The sequence below is a fragment of the Lysobacter sp. yr284 genome, assembly GCF_900107375.1.
Classification (GTDB): domain Bacteria; phylum Pseudomonadota; class Gammaproteobacteria; order Xanthomonadales; family Xanthomonadaceae; genus Lysobacter.
This window is the reverse complement of sequence record NZ_FNPT01000010.1, coordinates 153,096-170,616: the sequence shown is the minus strand read 5'-3', so window position 1 is coordinate 170,616 and position 17,521 is coordinate 153,096. Positions and strand designations below refer to the sequence as shown.

Annotated in this window: 16 protein-coding genes and 2 tRNA genes; 12 read left to right on the top strand and 6 right to left on the bottom strand. The window is 71.6% G+C overall.

Features of this window, described 5'->3' with window-relative positions; all coding sequences use genetic code 11:
* Window positions 1-618 precede the first annotated feature (618 nt).
* Window positions 619-1,056, bottom strand: coding sequence for a nucleoside diphosphate kinase regulator (rnk, locus tag BLV01_RS16000; RefSeq protein WP_091801753.1), 438 nt, complete (start codon window positions 1,054-1,056; stop codon window positions 619-621).
* 358 nt (window positions 1,057-1,414) lie between these two features.
* Between rnk and BLV01_RS15995 the strand changes: the two genes are divergently transcribed.
* The 9 genes from BLV01_RS15995 (at window position 1,415) to BLV01_RS15955 (ending at window position 10,683) form a co-directional block, all read left to right on the top strand.
* Window positions 1,415-1,996, top strand: a complete 582-nt coding sequence (locus tag BLV01_RS15995) for a sigma-70 family RNA polymerase sigma factor (protein ID WP_091801774.1) — start codon at window positions 1,415-1,417, stop codon at window positions 1,994-1,996.
* 3 nt (window positions 1,997-1,999) lie between these two features.
* Window positions 2,000-2,758, top strand: coding sequence for an anti-sigma factor (locus BLV01_RS15990; RefSeq protein WP_091801752.1), 759 nt, complete (start codon window positions 2,000-2,002; stop codon window positions 2,756-2,758).
* 211 nt (window positions 2,759-2,969) lie between these two features.
* Window positions 2,970-3,054 (top strand) — tRNA-Leu (locus tag BLV01_RS15985).
* Between the two features lie 307 nt (window positions 3,055-3,361).
* On the top strand, window positions 3,362-4,051 hold the full coding sequence (locus BLV01_RS15980) for a winged helix-turn-helix domain-containing protein (protein ID WP_091801749.1): 690 nt from the start codon (window positions 3,362-3,364) through the stop codon (window positions 4,049-4,051).
* The gene (locus tag BLV01_RS15975) at window positions 4,048-5,415 is read left to right on the top strand and encodes an ATP-binding protein (RefSeq protein WP_091801746.1); all 1,368 of its coding nucleotides are present in this window, start codon (window positions 4,048-4,050) and stop codon (window positions 5,413-5,415) included. Before BLV01_RS15980 ends, BLV01_RS15975 begins: the two co-directional genes overlap by 4 nt.
* A 420-nt stretch (window positions 5,416-5,835) precedes the next feature.
* Complete coding sequence (gene asnB / locus BLV01_RS15970) at window positions 5,836-7,836, top strand: asparagine synthase (glutamine-hydrolyzing) (protein WP_091801743.1); 2,001 nt, start codon at window positions 5,836-5,838, stop codon at window positions 7,834-7,836.
* A 266-nt stretch (window positions 7,837-8,102) separates the two neighbouring features.
* Entirely contained in the window at window positions 8,103-8,546 is a 444-nt protein-coding gene (locus tag BLV01_RS15965) for a DUF4189 domain-containing protein (RefSeq protein ID WP_091801739.1), read from the top strand.
* A gap of 114 nt (window positions 8,547-8,660) precedes the next feature.
* Window positions 8,661-9,569, top strand: a complete 909-nt coding sequence (locus BLV01_RS15960) for a LysR family transcriptional regulator (RefSeq protein ID WP_091801736.1) — start codon at window positions 8,661-8,663, stop codon at window positions 9,567-9,569.
* Window positions 9,570-9,696: 127 nt separating this feature from the next.
* Window positions 9,697-10,683, top strand: a complete 987-nt coding sequence (locus tag BLV01_RS15955) for a cyclase family protein (protein ID WP_091801733.1) — start codon at window positions 9,697-9,699, stop codon at window positions 10,681-10,683.
* A 66-nt stretch (window positions 10,684-10,749) separates the two neighbouring features.
* Here the strand turns inward: BLV01_RS15955 and BLV01_RS15950 are convergent, their stop codons facing one another.
* Window positions 10,750-11,226 carry a hypothetical protein gene (locus BLV01_RS15950; protein WP_091801730.1) on the bottom strand — a complete coding sequence of 159 codons (477 nt, stop codon included), beginning with the start codon at window positions 11,224-11,226 and terminating at the stop codon, window positions 10,750-10,752.
* 464 nt (window positions 11,227-11,690) lie between these two features.
* On the opposite strand from BLV01_RS15950, the gene BLV01_RS15945 reads away from it, so the two are divergent.
* The 3 genes from BLV01_RS15945 (at window position 11,691) to BLV01_RS15935 (ending at window position 13,110) form a co-directional block, all read left to right on the top strand.
* The gene (locus BLV01_RS15945) at window positions 11,691-12,071 is read left to right on the top strand and encodes a hypothetical protein (RefSeq protein ID WP_091801728.1); all 381 of its coding nucleotides are present in this window, start codon (window positions 11,691-11,693) and stop codon (window positions 12,069-12,071) included.
* 144 nt (window positions 12,072-12,215) lie between these two features.
* Window positions 12,216-12,545: a hypothetical protein gene (locus BLV01_RS15940; protein ID WP_139178767.1), complete on the top strand. Its 330-nt coding sequence runs from the start codon at window positions 12,216-12,218 to the stop codon at window positions 12,543-12,545.
* Between the two features lie 169 nt (window positions 12,546-12,714).
* A complete protein-coding gene (locus BLV01_RS15935) occupies window positions 12,715-13,110 on the top strand; it encodes a VOC family protein (protein WP_091801722.1) in 396 nt (131 codons plus the stop codon).
* Between the two features lie 64 nt (window positions 13,111-13,174).
* Here BLV01_RS15935 and BLV01_RS15930 read toward each other — a convergent pair whose 3' ends face one another.
* The 4 genes from BLV01_RS15930 to rnd form a co-directional block, all read right to left on the bottom strand.
* On the bottom strand, window positions 13,175-14,599 hold the full coding sequence (locus BLV01_RS15930) for an MBOAT family O-acyltransferase (protein ID WP_091801719.1): 1,425 nt from the start codon (window positions 14,597-14,599) through the stop codon (window positions 13,175-13,177).
* Between the two features lie 37 nt (window positions 14,600-14,636).
* Window positions 14,637-15,806, bottom strand: a complete 1,170-nt coding sequence (locus BLV01_RS15925) for an alginate O-acetyltransferase AlgX-related protein (protein WP_091801716.1) — start codon at window positions 15,804-15,806, stop codon at window positions 14,637-14,639.
* 346 nt (window positions 15,807-16,152) lie between these two features.
* Window positions 16,153-16,228, bottom strand: a tRNA-Ala gene (locus tag BLV01_RS15920).
* 102 nt (window positions 16,229-16,330) lie between these two features.
* Window positions 16,331-17,443, bottom strand: a complete 1,113-nt coding sequence (gene rnd, locus BLV01_RS15915; RefSeq protein WP_091801771.1) for a ribonuclease D — start codon at window positions 17,441-17,443, stop codon at window positions 16,331-16,333.
* Window positions 17,444-17,521: the final 78 nt, after the last annotated feature.

Below are 17,521 nucleotides of genomic sequence, written 5' to 3'. Positions count from 1 at the left end.
GGCCGCTTGCGGACGGAAGCTTTGGATGTTTGCTTGTCGTCACGCGCCACCGCGACAAAGGTTGACCTTCCCGCGGCACGCCCCCTGTAGGAGCGGCGCAAGCCGCGACCGCGCCATCGCAGCGATCGCGAAGGTTTCGTCGTAGTTGCGTTGTCGCGGTCGCGGCTTGCGCCGCTCCTACAGTCGGATACGCAACTCTGCTGCCGTCGTTAACGAACGAGTGACGACAAGCGACAATCAAGGGCTTTCGTCCGCAAGCGGCCGAGTTACTTTCTTTTGGCAGCGCGCCAAAAGAAAGTAACCAAAGAAAAACGCTTGTCTAAAGTCACAAGCCACCAAGTCCAGCACCGGGCGCGGGGATGCGCCGTAAGGGGCTTCCTGCCCCTACGGCGCACGCGCGCATCCATGCGCGCGCCCTCCGGGTCTGCGGAGCAGCATCCTCGGGCGAGGTGGAGAGAAAGCTAAAAGCAACAGCAGCGGCAACAGCCACAGCCACAGCCGAACGGAGTCCGGCTTCGCCGCAATGACGGGTTCGGGGATGTCGTGTGCGGCGTTGCAGCGGGCCGCCCCGCATCGGCCGGCGCGCAATGTGCGCGGCCGGCGTAACGCCAGCGCGCCTCAGCGGTGCAGGTCGCCCGAGGCTTCCGGCTGATACCGCAGCCCCAACACCCGCAGCGAGGCGTTGCGCCCGCCCGGCAGCGGCCAGTCGATCCGCGCGCCTACCCGCAAGCCGAGCAGGGCCGAACCCACCGGCGCCAGGATCGAGATGCGTCCCGCGCTGCCGTCGGCGTCGCGCGGATAGACCAGCGCGGCTTCGTGCTCCTCGCCGCTGGCCTCGTCGATGAAGCGGATCACCGAATTCATGGTGATCACGTCGTCCGGCATCTGCGCCGGTTCGCGCAGTTGCGCGCGTTCGAGCTCGCGGCGCAGGCCGCTGGTGTCCAGGCCGGCGGCCTGCGGGGTTTCCAACAATGCTTCCAGCCGTTCGCAATCCAGGCGCGAGACGATCAGCGGCGGCGGCAGGCCGGAGGGGTGGGGCAGGTGGCGTTCGTTCATTGCAGGCTCCAAAGCAAGAGCGGGCGGCGCACGCGCGCCGCCCGCGAAGGGTATGGCCGGACCATAGCTCGCAGCCGCGCGCGCTTCAAGCCGCGCGCGGGGCGCGGCCGCGGCGCTGCATCCGCCGGCCGCGCCGGCCCGTATCCATCTGCAGCCTCCGCCGTGCCCGCCACCGAATCCCGCCATGGCCCTTGCATCCGCCGTCTGCCGCGTTTTGCCCAGTCCGGGTCCGTTCGCGGCCGGCCTCGGCGCGGCCGCCGCGGCGGCGGACGGTCGTGCGGATTTGCCGAATCCGGCGGCAGGCTGGCTAGAATCCCCGCATTCGCGCGCCGCTGCGGCGCGCATCACCGAGGCGCAGATGACCGAATCCACGGCCACGCAGTCCGGAATACCCGGCGCCGGCGACGATACCGCCGCGCAATTGCTGGGCGCGGTCGCGCGCGGCGACCGCGCCGCGTTCGAGCGGCTCTACCGCGACACCTCCGCGCGCCTGTTCGGCGTGTGCCTGCGCCTGCTGCCCGAGCGCGCCGAGGCCGAGGACGTGCTGCAGGAGGTCTACGCCACGGTCTGGCGCAAGGCCGGCCAGTTCGACGCCGGCCGCGCCAGCGCCGCGGTGTGGCTGGCGATGATCGCGCGCAACAAGGCCATCGACCGCCTGCGCGCGATGCCGGCGCTGCGGCGCGCGCCGCTGGAGCTGTCGGAGGAGATCGCCGACGCCGCGCCCACGCCCGCTTCGCAGGCCGAGCGCCTGGACGAACGCGAGCGCCTGCGCCGCTGCCTGGACGAACTCGACGCGCGCCGCCGCGACCTGATCCGCACCGCGTTCTTCGAAGGCTGCACCTACGAGGAACTGGCTCAGCGCAGCGGCTCGCCGCTGGGCAGCGTCAAGAGCTGGATCCGGCGCGGCCTGATCCAGCTGCGCGCCTGCCTGGAGCGCTGAGCCATGGACATCCGCGAACACGATATCGACCGCGAACCGCCCGGCGCCGACGTGCAGGCCGGGGAATACGTGCTGGGCGTGCTGGACGAACGCGAGCGCCGGCTGGCGGAGTTGCGGGAGCAGACCGATCCCGCATTCGCCCGCTTGGTCGCCGACTGGCAGCGCCGCCTGGCCGCGCTGATCGAGGAGATCGAACCGGTGGCCGCGCCGGCGCAGCTGTGGCCGCGCCTGCGCGTGCGCCTGGGCTGGTCGCCGGTGCAGGGCGAGCGGCCGCGCGGGTTGTGGCACAGCGCCGGTTTCTGGCGCGGCGCCGCCGCCGCGGCCGCGGCGCTGGCGCTGGTGGCGTGGTGGAACGGCCGCGCGCCGGCCCCGGCCGCGCCGCCGCTGGCCGGCGACAAGCCGCCGCAGGTGATCGAGCACCAGCCGGCGTTCCCGGTGACCCGCCTGGCCCGCGACGACGGCAGCGCCGGCTGGCTGGCCTCGATCGACCTGCGCCACGCCAAGGTCATGACCATGGCCGTGCCGACGCCGGAAGATCCGCAGGGCCGCGTCGCCGAGCTGTGGCTGATCCCGAAGGGCGAGGCGCCGCGTTCGCTGGGCCTGATCTCGACCGAGTGGGCCGACTCGCTGAAGGTCTCGCCCGAAGCGCTGTCCAAGCTCGCCGCCGGCGCGACCCTGGCGATCACCCTGGAACCGCCCGGCGGCGCGCCGCACGGGGTGCCGACCGGGCCGATCGTGGCCAAGGGCAACATCGCGTTGTGACGCGTGCGCGGGTGGCCAGGCCCGCGCCCGCCGCCGCTGCGCCGCGAGCGCCGGCGCAGCGGCGCGGGCGCTGCGCGACGGCCGTGCGGGGGTGCGATGGCGTGCGCGGCGGGCGGTAAAAAAATTTCAAATAACCGTTGACAGCCGAGTCGTCGCAACGCAACATACGCCTCCTCGCAGCGGCGCCGGTTCATCGGCAACGACGCGGAAGGCCCAGGTGGCGGAATTGGTAGACGCACTAGTTTCAGGTACTAGCGGGTAAAACCGTGGAGGTTCGAGTCCTCTCCTGGGCACCACTACATAGCTTCGACGCAACGCGACGAAGCGCAACGAAACCCCGCGAAAGCGGGGTTTTTCGTTTCCGGCGTCGCCACGGGCCAATGCCCCGGGGCCCAGCCTGAACGAGGCGGGCGCAACGAGTCAGGTCTCCGACTTCCGGCTGAAGCGGCGGCGCCGGCGAGCGGGTCAACTGGTGGCGGGCGGGCAATACTTGACCGCTTAGCGCACGTCCCGGCCCGCCGGACCCGACCCGGTCCGGCCCCCGGTCCGCGGCGCGAGGCGCGGCCGCGACGCGGACGCGCCCGGACTCCCAGCTCCGTGGTTATGACCGACATCCTGCTCATCGAAGACGACGAACGCCTCGGCTCGCTGGTGGCCCATTACCTGGGCAAGCACGGCTACGACGTCGTCCTGGAAACCGACGGCGCGCGCGCGGTCGCCGCGATCCTGGAACTGCAACCGGCGGTGGTGCTGCTGGACGTGTCGTTGCCCGGCCAGGACGGTTTCGAGATCTGCCGGGCGGTGCGTTCGCGCTATGCCGGGGTGATCTGCATGCTCACCGCGCGCACCGACGACATCGACCAGGTGCTGGGGCTGGAGCTGGGCGCGGACGACTACATCGGCAAGCCGATCGAACCGCGCGTGCTGCTGGCGCGGCTGCGCGCGCACCTGCGCCGCGACCACGCCGCGCGCCACGGCGGCAAGGTGCTGCGCTTCGGCCAGCTGCGCATCGATTGCGAGACCCGCGAGGCGACCTTGCGCGAGAACCGCATCGATCTGACCACGGCCGAGTTCGACCTGCTGGTGCTGCTGGCCGGCCGCGCTGGCCAGATCCTCAGCCGCGACGACCTGCTGCAGGCGCTGCGCGGCATCCAGTTCGACGGCCTGGACCGCTCCATCGACGCGCGCATCTCACGCTTGCGGCGCAAGCTCGGCGACCTGGCCGAGGAGCCCGAGCGGATCAAGACCGTGCGCGGCAAGGGCTACCTGTTCAACCGGGCCGCGTGGGAATGAGCGCCGCGGCCTGGACCGCCTCGCTGGCGCGGCGCTTGTGGCCGCGGCGGCCGGCGCCGGCGCGGCACGGCCACTTCGGCCTGTTCGTGCGCTATTACCTGATCGTGGTGCTGATCTACGCGGTGGTCGTGGTCGGCGGCATCTCGGCCTGGCTGTGCATCACCGACGAGAACAGCCGCGCCTACGGCGAGGCGCAGCTGCGCGGCACCCATTACCTGATCGAACAGCGCTACCTGGACACGCCGCGCGAGGACTGGCCGGCGCTGGGGCGCGAGCTCAGCGAGCACTTCGCCTACCCGGTGCGGGTGGCGCCGCTGGCGGAACTGCGCGACACCTTGACCGAGCGCGAATGGCTGCGCCTGCAGCGCGGCGACGTGGTGATGGAGAGCGAGGACGAGGCCTACACCTACCAGCGCCTGCCCGGCACCGACCAGGCCGTCGCGCTGGGCGATTTCGACGATGTGATGGTGCAGGGCGTGCCGTGGAGTGACCTGGACCTGATCGATTCGATCGTGATCCTGGCGATGTACTTCCTCGCCATCGCGCTGCCGTTGTATTTCCTGGTCTACCGCTTCTGGCGCGATCTGCGCCGCCTGCGCACCACCGCCGAGGCGCTGAGCGCGGGCGAGCTGGACGCGCGCGCGCCGGAGGTGACCACGCAACTGGTCAACCCGCTGGGCCACGCGCTCAACCACATGGCCGGGCAGGTGCAGCAGGTGCTGGAAAGCCAGCGCATCCTGGCCCAGGCGGTGGCGCACGAGATCCGCACGCCGCTGGCGCGCATGCGCTTCGGCCTGGAGATGCTGGAGCAGGCCGGCGGAGACGAGGAACGCGCGCACCTGCGCGAGGGCCTGGAGACCGACATCCAGCGCCTGGAACATCTGGCCGCGCACAGCGTGGCCTATGCGCGGATCGGGCGCATGATCGGGATCGAACGCGAGCCGGTGCCGGTGACCGCGCTGCTGGCCGACCTGGCCGACGTGTTCGAGCCCGAGCCGCCGTTGATGCTGAGCTTCGACGGCGGCGGCGTGGATTGCCTGCCGGCCAACCGCGAGGCGCTGGAACTGGCCTTGCGCAATCTCATCGCCAATGCCTTGCGCCATGCGCGCACGCGCGTGGCGGTGAGCGTGGCGCACGCCGGCGACGGTTACGCGCTGCAGGTCGACGACGACGGCGAAGGCGTGCCCGAGGCCGACCGCGAGCGCGTGTTCCAGCCGTTCGCCCAGTTGCGCAAGCACCCGGAGGGCTTCGGCCTGGGGCTGGCGCTGGTGCGGGTGATCGCGGAAAAACACGGCGGCCACGCCAGCGTCGCCGATTCGCCGCTGGGCGGCGCGGGTTTCCGGATCGAGCTGCCGGCGCAGTGAGCGCGCAGGCGGTGCCGACGCTCGGCGCCGCCGCTTCGCCGGGCCCATGGCGAGCGCTGCGCAGCGGCGCTGTCCGGATCGATCCGTCGCGCGTTGTCGCGGTCGTCTGACGCATCCGCACGCCCGGCGACGAAGCGGGGCAGGTCCATGATTCCGCAGCCGTTTTCTGTCAACCCAACGCGCGTGCGGGCGTTGCCATCCACGCTGCCCGCCGCGAATCCCGGTTTTCGACTCCAGAACCGCTCCCCCGGTAACACTTCGTTACCGACCGTCCAGCGCCGTCACGCGCGCACCCAGATACTGCAACTGACGTCGCGCTCGCGCCCGCGCAGCATGGCCCCGTCCTTCGACGACGGAGTCCTGCCCCATGCCAGCCCAGCAGTCCGCGCCCGGCGCCCGCCGCGCCGCCCGGAGGCCCGCGTGAGCGGCCTGGCCGGGCTCTGGCGCGCGCAGCCGGATTGGGAGGACGAGCGCCTGCGCTACTGCATGCGCTCGATGATCCACGCCCTGCATCACCGCGGCCCGCGCGCGCATGCGCTGTGGTGCGACTCCGCCGCCGGCGTCGCCCTGGCCCATTGCCGCGAGCGCGACGGCCTGGCCCAGCCGCTGGCCAGCGCCGACGGCCGCTACCTGCTGAGCCTGGACGGCGCGCTGTACGCGCGCGAGGCGCTGCACCGCGAACTGGTCGCGCTCGACGCGGTCGACGCGCAGGCCGGCGACGCCGAGCTGATGCTCGCCGCGATCGTGCGCTGGGGCCTGCGCCGCGCGCTGAGCCGCTGCGACGGCGCGTTCGCGCTGAGCCTGTGGGACCGGCAGGAACGCCAGCTGTGGCTGGCCCGCGACCGCGTCGGCGAGCGGCCGCTGTACTACGGCTGGATCGACGGCGACTTCGCCTACGGCTCCGAACTCAAGGCGCTGCACCGCCATCCCGGCTTCGACGCGCCGGTCGACCGCGATGCGCTGAGCCTGCTGCTGCGCTACGACTACATTCCCGCGCCGTTCTCGATCCACCGCGGCGTGTTCAAGCTCGCGCCCGGCAGCGTGCTGCGCATGAACGCGCCGGCGCTGCGCGCCGGCGCCGGCGCGCACCGGCCCGCGCACGACACCCAGGCCTACTGGTGCGCGCGCCAGCGCATGACCGAGGCGGTCGAGCTGCGCGGCGAGATCGGCGCCGACGAGGCCGTGGACCAGCTCGAAATCCTGCTGCAACAGGCGGTGTCCGCGCGCATGCGCGCGCCGTGCGCGGTCGGCGCGTTCCTGTCCGGCGGCACCGATTCCTCGCTGGTGACGGCGATGATGCAGGCGCAGTCGTCCACGCCGGTGGACAGCTACGCGATCGGCTTCGACGACGACCGCCACGACGAGAGCGACTGGGCGCGCGCGGTCGCGCGCGCGCTGGGCACCCGCCATACCGAACACCGGGTCGGCGGGCGCGAGGCGCTGGAAGCGATCGACCGGCTGCCGCAGGTGTGGTGCGAGCCGTTCGCCGATTCCTCGCAGGTGCCGACCCTGATCGCCAGCGAACTGGTCGCGCGGCGCACGCCGGTGGCGCTGACCGGCGACGGCGGCGACGAACTGTTCTTCGGCCATTCGGCCTATTGCCGCGCGGTGCGCAATGCGCGCTGGAACGAGCGGGTGCCGGCGCCGCTGCGGCGGCTGGCGCCGCAGCGCGGCGGCGGCGCGGCCGAGCGCGCGCGCCTGGGCGGGTTCGGCGCGCTGTGGGCGGAACTGCGCGCGCAGACGGTCGAGGACCATTACCTGCAGCGGGTGTCGCGCTGGCGCGATCCCGCCGCGGCGGTGCCGGGCGCGCGCGAGCCGGCGACGGCGTTCTTCGATCCGCAGGCCTATCTGCCGGTCGGCGACGCCGCCGACCGGGTGCAGTTCCTGGATTTCCGCATGGACCTGCCCAACGGCATCCTGACCAAGATCGACCGCGCCGGCAGCGCCTGCGGCCTGGAGACGCGCTCGCCGCTGCTGGACCGCAGCGTGATCGAGTTCGCCTGGTCGCTGCCGACCGCGCTCAAGCACCATCGCGGCGAGCAGAAGTACGTGCTCAAGCGCCTGCTCGAACGCTATCTGCCGCACAAGCTGATCTACCGCCCCAAGACCGGTTTCGGCGCGCCGGTCGCGCGCTGGCTGCGCGGGCCGCTGCGCGAGTGGGCCGAGGGCCTGCTGGACGAATCGCGGCTGCGCCGCGAAGGCCATTTCGACCCGCGCGCGATCCGCGCGGTGTGGACCGGGTTCCAGGCCGGCGAGCGCAAGTGGCACACCCACCTGTGGAACGTGCTGATGTTCCAGGCCTGGCTGGAGCGGCACCGCTTCGCCGCCGAACCGATGCCGGCGGCGCTGGCGCTGGAGACGGTCGAACCGGTCGCGCCGGCGCGGGTGCGGATCGGCGCGCTGGAGAGCGCCGCCGGCTAAGGCGGCGCGCGTCGCCGCGGCGACGAATCGTCTTCCCGCGCAGGCCGATGCGAACGCGTCGGTGGCCTGCGCGTGCATCGCGTCCTGCCTGGAAGTGCCGGTCGCGTGGAGATCGTTGGTATTAACTGATCTTCGAATCCGCAGCCCCCGATTCGGCGCTTGTCGCGGCGATTTTCCCGGTGCTAGCGTCCTGGCGAAACCTCGTCCGGCGTCGCGCGATCGACGCCGGCGAGCGCGAGGTCAGGGGCGCCGCCGGGGAGGCGAAGATGAAGCGAATCCGCTATGCCGTAGCGGCGTTGATGCTGCTGGTTCCGGCGACGGCGCCTGCGCAAGGCTGCGCCGGCGCGTCGGCGAACGCCACAGGCTGCGGCCCCGCCGCGCGCGGCGCGCACTGGGAAAGCCGCTGGGGCGCGTTCGCGCTCGACGAATCGGCCGGGCTGGGCACGGCGAGCGGCGAGTCCAGCAAGCCCGCGGCCGAACGCGCGGCGCTGGCGGCGTGCAAGCGCAAGGGCGGGCGCAAGTGCGCGTTGATGCTGAGTTTCGCCGACCAGTGCGGGGCCTTGGTCGCGGCCGACAAGGGATCGAGCGTGGCGGTGTCGGCGAGCGCGCAGGCCGCGACCGAACTGGGGCTGGCGATCTGCCGGCGCGGCGGGCTCAGCGGTTGCCGGCTGTATCACGCGCAATGCAGCCCGGCGCAGTGGGTGGAGTGAGCGCGGCGCCGTCGCCGCCGAACCGGCGGTAACGCACGCCGTCGCGCCGCCCGGCTGGCCGCATCGGCCCGGCGGCGGCATCATGGCCGGCCCTGACCGTACGACCGCCGCCGCATGGATTCCCTCGCACTGATGCGCAGCTTCCGCCGGGTGGTCGAACTGGGCAGCTTCGCCCGCGCCGCCGACGACCTGGCGCTGTCGGCGGCCGGCCTGAGCAAGCAGGTGCGGCAACTGGAGGCGCGCCTGGGCACGGTGCTGCTGCAGCGAACCACCCGGCGCATGAGCCTGACCGACGGCGGCCGGCTGTACTACGCCGAGTGCTGCCGGCTGCTGGACGAAATCGACGCGCTGGAGCAGCGCATGCGCGAAGGCTCCGAGCGCGTCGACGGCCTGCTGCGGATCAACGCGCCGCTGTCGTTCGGGCTGTGCGTGCTGTCGCCGCTGCTGAGCCGGTTCCTGGCCGCGCATGCGCACCTGCGCCTGGACCTGGCGCTGGACGACCGCGTCGTCGACCTGGTCGGCGAGGGCTTCGACGTGGCGGTGCGGCTGCGTTCGGAACTGGAAGACTCCAGCCTGGTCGCGCGCCGGCTGGGCCAGGTCGAACAACTGCTGTGCGCGGCGCCGTCCTACCTGCAACGCCGCGGCGAGCCGCGCACGCCGCAGGAACTGTGCGGGCACGCGCTGCTCGGCTACAGCCTGTCGCAGTCGCCGCGCGCGTGGCAGCTGCAGGGCGCCGACGGCGCCCGCGAATTCACCTTGCCGGCGCCGCGGGTGGCGGCCAACAACAGCCTGTTGCTGCGCGATCTGCTGGTCGACGGCCACGGCGTCGGCAGCCTGCCGGCGTTCGTGGCCGCGCCGGCGATCGCCGCCGGCCGCCTGCGCGAACTGTTGCCGCGCCATCGCCAGCCGCCGCGCCACGTGCATGCGGTCTATGCCACCGGCCGCCTGTTGCCGGCCAAGGTGCGCGCCTTCGTCGATTTTCTCGGCGACGAACTGCCGGCCGCGCTGGCCGCGGATTGCTGAGCACCAGCGAACAGTCCCTGCACCCGGCGCGGCTGTTTCGCCTGCGCCGCGGCGCCCATGCTGGTTGCACGCGGCGACTGCGCCGCCCGATCCGCGCCGCCCCGGCGCGAACGCATGGAGATTGCCGATGAACGTCCCCCGCCGCCTCGCCGCCGCCGCGCTGGCGCTGGCCTTGTCCCCGCTCGCGCCGGCACCGGCCTGCGCCGCCGAAGTCGGCCGCAGCCCCTGGGGCGCCGACGACCAGATCGGCCGGCTCAATCTGATCACCGAGCAATCGCGCGCCGCCGTGCTCGGCCGCCTGCGCGGCGGTAAGGTCTACGACCTGGCCACCGAGTACTTCATCGGCATGCCGAGCTGGCAGGCCGCCGGCGATCCGCACTACCAGTTCTGGATGACCCACACCCCGCGCGGCACCCGGGTAGACGACCCGATGCAGGTCGGCGCGGCGATGAACGCGCACACCAGCTACACCGGCACCGCGTTCTCGATGTACAGCCACACCGGCACCCATATCGACGCGCTCAACCATTTCGGCATCGGCGGGCGGATCTGGAACGGTTTCCAAGCCGACCAGCACCTCGGCGACCGCGGCTGGAGCAAGGCCGGGATCGAGAAATTCCCGCCGCTGATCGCGCGCGGAGTGTTGCTCGACATCGCCGCGGCCAAGGGCGTGGACATGCTGCCCGACCAATACCGGATCACCCGCCAGGACCTGGGCGAGGCGCTGGCGAAGCAGAAGACCCAACTGCAGCGCGGCGACATCGTGCTGATCCGCACCGGCCGGATGAAGTTGTTCGAGCGGCCCGACGCCTACATCGCCCAGCCGCCGGGCCTGGGCATCGATGCGGCGCGCTACCTGGTCGAGGAGGCCGGGGCGATGGTGGTCGGCGCCGACAACCTGAGCCTGGAGACGTTCCCCTCGGAAGTGCAGGGCGAATACGTGCCGCTGCACACCTACCTGCTGGCCCAGCACGGCGTGCCGATCATCGAGTTGATCGCGCTGGACGAACTCTCGCGCGATCGCGTCTACGAGTTCGCCTTCATCGGCGGGCCGCTGAAGATCCGCGGCGGCGACGCGGCGCCGTTGCGGCCGATCGCGATTCCGCTGCGCTGACTCCCACAGCGCGCCGCAACGCCGCGGGGCCGCCGTGCGGCCCCGCGGCGTCGTTGGCGCGAACGCTTACTGCGGGCAGGATTCCTGCAGCTCGTAGTACTGCAGCTCCGACGGCGCCACGCCCCAGCCGCTGCCCTGGACCAGGCCGGCCGCATCGGCGTAGGACAGGTTGATGCTCACGCCGGGGAAGTCGCCGACGCTGAGGGTGGCGTAGAGGCTCTTGGCGCCGGCGGTAGCGTTGTAGGCGTCCACCGCGGTCTTGAACCGCGACAACGCCACCGAGTTGCTGGTGAAGGTGCGCAGCGAACTCAGATCCAGCGCGAACACGTATTGCACGTTGGTCGGGCCGTAGCGGTTGACCGTGGTCGGCACGACGATGGGCTTGCTGCTCCAGTAGTGGTTGATTACGCGCAGGTCGCAGCTGCCGGCCTGCGGGAACCCGGTCGGCGCGTTGAGCCGGCCGAGCGAGGTCCAGCCGGAGGCGAGGGCGCCGTGGCTGGCCAGGGCCAGCGCGCAGAACAGGGCGAAACGCTTGAGGTTCATGGGACTCCTTGTCGCAACATGGGGAAGGGCGCGCCGTCGCCGGCGACGCCCGCCGCGGTCGCGCTGCGATCCGTCGGCGCGCTCATTAACGCCTGCGTGCGTCTTGCAGGGTCGGACGCGAGCGGGCCGCGCTGCGCCGGCGATCGGGCCGGGTGCGGCGCCCGTCGGCGCCGGCTGCGGCGACCTCGGCGTTGGTGCGTAGCCGCGCCCGCGCAGGATCGGCGACGCCGGCGTCGGCCGCGTGACCGGGGCGCGACAGGCGGCCGCAGCGCAGCGACGGCCGTCGCGACAATGCGCGCGCGCCCGCGTTTTTCCGCGCCGGCCGGACCCGCGCGCGTCTCGCTCCCGACACGTCCCGGTAACGCCGGCGGCGCCAAGATGGCCCCGCAGCAATGGCGCCCGCATTCGCGATGCGCCGGCACCCAACCAGCCGGCCCCACCTCGGCCCGGACCGGGAGACCAATATGCGCAGCGCACGGCGTTCCCAATCGCAACTGATCGCCATCGGCCAGCACGCGCCGTGGGTGATCGCCAGCCGGCTCGGCGCGATCTCGCGCGCGGCGTCGTCTGCGCCGAGCGCGCGCGACCTGCGCGAAGTGCAGCGCATGGTCGACGAAAAATGGCTGGCGCTCGGCAACGCCTGGTGGCAGATGTCGGCGCAGTGGTGGCAGTGGCAGGCCGGCTGGTGGCTGCGTCCGCAACCCTGGCTGGGCCCGGCCGGCGACGATCCGCTGCGCTGGTGGCGCGAGGCGATGCGCGCCGGCGACGCGGTGCTGGCCAGCGGGCTGCGGCCGGTCGCGCGAACGGTCGCGCGCAACCGGCGGCGCTTGGCCGCACGGTCCTGAGGCGGCCGCGGGACCGCGCGCCGGATGGACGGCGGCCGCGTCTGCGCGGCATGATCGCGCGAGTGCGTCGACACGAAGGTCGCATGAGCGTTTCAGCCGTTTCCAAACCGTCGTTCGGCTCCGGACCGCCGGCGCATCGCTGCGATGCTTGAGCTCGTGGATGCGCTGCCGGCCGTGGCCGCGGTCGCCTTGCTGCTGTTTTTCGCCGCTTGCGCCTTGACCAATATCGCCGGTCTGGCGATGGTCGCCACCGGCCGGCGCCGCAGCATCTCCTTGATTCCCTGGATCGGCGCGCTGGCGGGTTGCATCGGATTGCTGATCGCGCCCTGGCCGGGCTGGCGTGGCTGGTGGTGGGCGCCGTGGGCGCTCGACCTCAGCGTCGCGGCGACCTTGCTCGCCCCGGCCGTGAAGCGGTGGCGGCGACGCGGCAGCGCCAAGCCAGGATCGGATGACGAGGGACGCGGCAACGACTGAGCCGGGCGGGCGGCGAGCGAACCTATCGGGTCGCAGCGGGCCGGCCGGCGTAACCCCGGGTTCCTCGTCCGCACATTTCGATACGACTTGCCTGCCGACGCGACGGCACCGGCCGCGTTACCCTCGAAGCGCCCGCGACCGCGCGTCGCGACGAAGCCGAGGCCGCGCCATGCCCGTCCAGGTCTGCCCGTTCCTGATGTTCGCCGGCCAGTGCGAGGCCGCGATGAACCTGTACGTCTCGCTGATCCCCGACAGCCGCATCCTCGAAGTGCGCCGCTACGGCCCGGGCGAGCAGGGGCCGCAGGGCACGGTGATGGTCGCCAGCTTCGCCCTCGGCGACCTGACCGTGATGTGCAGCGACAGCCCGGTCGAGCACGCCTTCGACTTCACCCCGTCGAGCTCCCTGTTCGTGACCTGCGAATCGCGCGAGCAGCTCGACCATCTGGCGCAGGCGCTCGCCGACGGCGGCCAGGTGTTGATGCCGCTGGACAACTACGGCTTCAGCCAGCGCTTTGCGTGGGTGCAGGACCGGTTCGGGGTGTCGTGGCAGCTCAATCTGGATTGATCCGGCCGGGCCGGCGCTGTCGCAACGCGCGCGGCCGCAGCTGCGGCCGCGGCGTCGTCGGACTTCAGAACTGGAAGTAGATGAACGGGTTGAAGCCGCTCTCCACCACCGAGATGCAGGCGAGGAAGTACAGCGCCGCGCAGTAGACCGGCATCAGCGCCGGCGTCTTGAAGCTGAAGCTGCGCAGCTTGTCAAAGGTGGGGCGGCCGATCAGGCAGATCAGCGCGGCCAGGGCCAGCAGGAACAGGATCTTGGGATTGGCCAGCATCCGGTTGGCCTCCACCCACATCGGCACCGACGGCTCCAGCCCGAACATGGCCTTGAGCAGCTTGCCGGTGGTGGCCAGGTCCTTGGAGCGGAACGGCACCCACAGCAGCGTCACCAGCGCGAACACCCACAGGTTCGCCGCCGGCAGCTTCTCCAGGCGCAGCAGCTTGGCGCGCTCCAGCACCAGCAGCAGGCCGTGGCCCAGGCCCCAGACCAGGAAGGTGTAGGCCGCGCCGTGCCACAGGCCGCACAGCACGAAGATCACCAGCAGGTTGAAGTAGGTGCGCCGGGCGCTGCCGCGGTTGCCGCCGAGCGGGATGTAGAGGTAGTCGCGGAACCAGCGCGACAGGGTCATGTGCCAGCGCCGCCAGAACTCGGTCACGCTGTGTGAGGTGTAGGGGCGGTCGAAGTTCTGCGGGAAGCGGAAGCCCATCATCCGCGCCATGCCGATCGCCATGTCGGTGTAGCCGGAGAAGTCGAAGTAGATCTGGAAGGAGTAGCACAGCGCGGCCAGCCACGCCGAATAGGTCGACAGGTGCAGGTCGCCGGAGTGGACCACGTCGACCACCGAGCCCAGCGGGTCGGCGATCAGGATCTTCTTGGCCAGGCCGACGATGAAGATCAGCAGGCCCCAGTACACGTCGCGGCCGACCAGGCCGCGGCGCTCGATGCCCAGCTGCGACTTGATCTCGGCGAAGCGCACGATCGGCCCGGCGACCAGGTGCGGGAACAGGAAGATGTAGATCGCGAACTTGGCGATGCTGCGCTCGGCCGGGATGTGGCGCTGGTAGACGTCGATCAGGTAGGAAATGAAGTGGAAGCTGTAGAACGAGATGCCCAGCGGCAGGATCCAGCCCAGCTTGGCCGGATCGAACGCGGCCACCGGGCCGAGGAAGTCGGCGGCGATCTGGGCGAAGAACACCAGGTACTTGAACAGCAGCAGCGGCACCAGGTTCATCGCCACGCCCAGCCACAGCGCCAGGCGGTCGGCCGGCAGCGCGCCGACGCGGCGATCGCGCAGCCGCTCGATGCCGTGGCTCAACGCCCAGTTGGCGGCGACCAGGCCCAGCGGCAGCAGCGTGAACGGGCCCGCGCCCAATGCGTAGAACAGCACGCTCGACAGCAGGATCCAGGCGTTGCGCAGCGCGCGCGGCAACAGGAAATACAAGCCGAAGAACAGCGGGAAGAAGACGAACAGGAAAGCGGGAGACGAGAAGACCATCGGCGTTCGGCGGCTGGAAGACGGAAGAGGGGGCGGGTTACGAAGCGAACACCGACCACGCCGGGGAGATGTCGAGCAGCTGGATGATCAGGTACTTGCAGCCGCGCGCGCGGGCCGTTTCCGGCGCCTGCAGCACCGAGCCGTTGCGGTCGAAACGGGTGAAGGACTCGAAGTGATCGCCCAGGCCGACCCGCACCATGCCGTCGGAGAAGCTGTTGCCGAACAGGCAGGTGGTGGGCAGCAGGCCCTTGCCCGGCAGGTTGTCGGTGTCGAATTCAAGTCCGGTCTCGGCGGTGCTGCGCGCGGTGTAGACGTGCAGGTCGGCCCAGTCCTTCTTGACCCCCGGCTCGACCAGCGGCTTGGCGTGCAGCAGCGCGGCGAAGCGCATGTCGCTGCCGACGTAGGGCGTTTCCTCGACTGCCAGCGGATACGCCCATTGCTTGGGCGAGCCTTCCAGCTTGGCGATGCGTTCGACCACGTCCATCGCCACCAGCCGCGCGCTCAGGTCGGTCCAGTGGAAGTCCTGGCGGAAGAACAGCGGGAACTTGGACTGGTTGGCGCGCATCAGCGCGTAGAGATCGACGAACTGCAGCTGCGGGGTCTGCTTGAGCCGGCTGTAGAACTCGAAGAAGCGCGAGGGCTGCGGCAGGCGCGGGGCGAAGAACGGCAGCCGGCTCTGGTCGAAGTGGGCGCGCTGCAGCGGCGCGATCCAGATCACGGTGACGCCCTGGTCGCGCGCGCGCTGGTCGAAGGCGGCCACGCCGTTGCGGGTCTTCTCGATCGCCTCGTCGGTGGCGAACAGGCGCTCGGCCGCCGGCAACTCGTTGTCGAGCAGGTTGCGGCCGTAGATTTCGCGGCGCTTGCCGAAGTAGACCCGGCTGGAGGAACGGAACAGCGAATAGTCGAGCTGGTTCTTCAGCCGGATCATCAGGCTGCGGTAGGCGAGGTTGTCGTTGAACCAGCGGTCGACGGCGACGTAGTTCTTGTCCACCGCGAGCGCGCCGCCTTCCCAGGCGCCGGGAAACTCGGCCAGCTTGCGCAACTCCTGCACCTTCTCCACATCCGGCGGCTGCTTGCGCAGCGTGAGCACGGCCGGGACCAGGCTGGCGGCGAAGATGGCCGCGCAGAACGCGAACTGGAGCGCCGAGCGAAGCTTGAGGCGGGAGGCCGAACGCAGGGGGCCGGCCGATTCGGCGTTGTACGACATCGCCTTCCTAATGCGTGAGGGAGCGCGCCGCGGCGCGGTGCTCCGTAGGTCGGTAAAGAGTGATTTGCGATCACACCCCGTGTGCCCGCGGTGCGCATGATAGCGCAGGGGCGGACCGGTCTAGCGCGGCCGGGCCGGGCTGGCCGTGCTCGTGGCGGCTAGGGGCGGGGTGCGATCCGCGGGCTGCTGCGCGGCCGGTGTCGCGGGGCGCTTTCGACGGGCCGGGTTTCGCCGCGCGCGGACTTCGCGCGAACGCGACGGCGCGCGAGGCCGGGCCTTGGCGCCGGGTTCGCCGCGCGCAAACAAAAAGGCCGACGATCGCTCGTCGGCCTTTTCGTGAATCGAGTGGTGGAGCCAGGGAGGATCGAACTCCCGACCTCGTCATTGCGAACGACGCGCTCTCCCAGCTGAGCTATGGCCCCACATGAATCTGAGGCGGCAAGTTTAGCGGGCCTGCGGCGGACGCGCTAGCCCCGTGGCGAAAATTCGCGCCGGGGCCGGGATTCGTGCGCCTGCGTCGCGGCTCAGGCGGCGCCGTCGGCGGCCGCCAGCAACGGCGCCAGTGCCGGCTCCAGCGCGGCGCGGCGCCAGCCCGACAGGGCCTCGGGCCACTCGCCGTGATCGAGCAAGGCTTCCAGCCAGCGGCGCGAGGCCAGCACGCCATCGGGCAGGCCGAGGTCGGCGCTGCGGCCGGCCACGGCCTCCTGCAGCTGGCGCAGGCGCTGCTTGTCGCGGGTCTCGGCGACCCCGGCGTCGGGGGCCTGGTCTTCGTCGGCCAGCGGCGTGGACAGCGCGGTCCAGATCGCCTCGACCAACTTGCGCGGGGCCTTGGGGTGGCTCTCGATCTGGCGCTGCAGCGCGTCGCGGTCGGCCGGCGCCTGGCGGGCGATGGCCACGGCCAGTTCGTTGTCGAGGATCCAGCTGCGCGGCTTGTCGCTGTCGCGGGCGTAGACGTCGCGCCAGCGCAGCAGGCGCAGCAGGCGGCGCTGCGCGGCGGCATCGAGGAACTGGGCGCTGCGCAGCGACAGGTGCGGCCAGCGCTCGGAGGTTTCGTTCTCGGCGTTGACGACGGTGCGGGCGGCGTCTTCGGCCAGCCACTCGCGCCGGCCGAGCCCGCCGAGCAGGCCGTCGAGCGCGTCGTGCATGGCGAACAGGTGGCGCACGTCGTCGGCGGCGTAATCCAGCTGCGACGGCGACAGCGGCCGGCGCATCCAGTCCGAGCGGGTCTCGCCCTTGGGCAGGGCCACGCCGGTGAGCTGCTCGACCAGCTTCTGGTAGCCCAGGCCGCTGCCGATGCCGGCCAGCGCGGCGGCCTGCTGGGTGTCGAACAAGGGCTTGGGCACCACGCCGCAGGCGTGCTTGAACGCGACCAGGTCCTCGCTCGGGCTGTGCACCAGCTTGAGGATGGCGGTGTCGGCCAGGATCGGCGCCAGCGCCTGGGTCATGCCGGGGCGCAGCGGATCGACCAGTAGGATCGTCGGCTCGTCCTCGCCCGCGCGCTCGATCGCGATCTGCACCAGGGCCAGCTGCGGCCAGTAGGTGCGTTCGCGGATGAACTCGGTGTCGAGCCCGATGCGCGCGGGCCGGGTGTCGAAATGCGCTTGCAGCGCGGCGGGGGTGTTGATCCAGACGGGCATGGGCGGCGAGCGGGAAGCGGAGACGGCCGGGTCGGGACCCGGGCGGGCGACAATAGCTCAAATCGCGCGGGGAAGCCG

Excerpts from the sequence above, each read along its gene's own strand:
- rnk (WP_091801753.1), bottom strand. The coding sequence starts at position 1,056 with ATGAACGAACGCCACCTGCCCCACCCCTCCGGCCTGCCGCCGCCGCTG.
- BLV01_RS15995 (WP_091801774.1), top strand. The coding sequence starts at position 1,415 with ATGACCGAATCCACGGCCACGCAGTCCGGAATACCCGGCGCCGGCGAC.
- BLV01_RS15990 (WP_091801752.1), top strand. The coding sequence starts at position 2,000 with ATGGACATCCGCGAACACGATATCGACCGCGAACCGCCCGGCGCCGAC.
- BLV01_RS15980 (WP_091801749.1), top strand. The coding sequence starts at position 3,362 with ATGACCGACATCCTGCTCATCGAAGACGACGAACGCCTCGGCTCGCTG.
- BLV01_RS15975 (WP_091801746.1), top strand. The coding sequence starts at position 4,048 with ATGAGCGCCGCGGCCTGGACCGCCTCGCTGGCGCGGCGCTTGTGGCCG.
- BLV01_RS15965 (WP_091801739.1), top strand. The coding sequence starts at position 8,103 with ATGAAGCGAATCCGCTATGCCGTAGCGGCGTTGATGCTGCTGGTTCCG.
- BLV01_RS15960 (WP_091801736.1), top strand. The coding sequence starts at position 8,661 with ATGGATTCCCTCGCACTGATGCGCAGCTTCCGCCGGGTGGTCGAACTG.
- BLV01_RS15955 (WP_091801733.1), top strand. The coding sequence starts at position 9,697 with ATGAACGTCCCCCGCCGCCTCGCCGCCGCCGCGCTGGCGCTGGCCTTG.
- BLV01_RS15950 (WP_091801730.1), bottom strand. The coding sequence starts at position 11,226 with ATGAACCTCAAGCGTTTCGCCCTGTTCTGCGCGCTGGCCCTGGCCAGC.
- BLV01_RS15945 (WP_091801728.1), top strand. The coding sequence starts at position 11,691 with ATGCGCAGCGCACGGCGTTCCCAATCGCAACTGATCGCCATCGGCCAG.
- BLV01_RS15940 (WP_139178767.1), top strand. The coding sequence starts at position 12,216 with ATGCTTGAGCTCGTGGATGCGCTGCCGGCCGTGGCCGCGGTCGCCTTG.
- BLV01_RS15935 (WP_091801722.1), top strand. The coding sequence starts at position 12,715 with ATGCCCGTCCAGGTCTGCCCGTTCCTGATGTTCGCCGGCCAGTGCGAG.
- BLV01_RS15930 (WP_091801719.1), bottom strand. The coding sequence starts at position 14,599 with ATGGTCTTCTCGTCTCCCGCTTTCCTGTTCGTCTTCTTCCCGCTGTTC.
- BLV01_RS15925 (WP_091801716.1), bottom strand. The coding sequence starts at position 15,806 with ATGTCGTACAACGCCGAATCGGCCGGCCCCCTGCGTTCGGCCTCCCGC.
- rnd (WP_091801771.1), bottom strand. The coding sequence starts at position 17,443 with ATGCCCGTCTGGATCAACACCCCCGCCGCGCTGCAAGCGCATTTCGAC.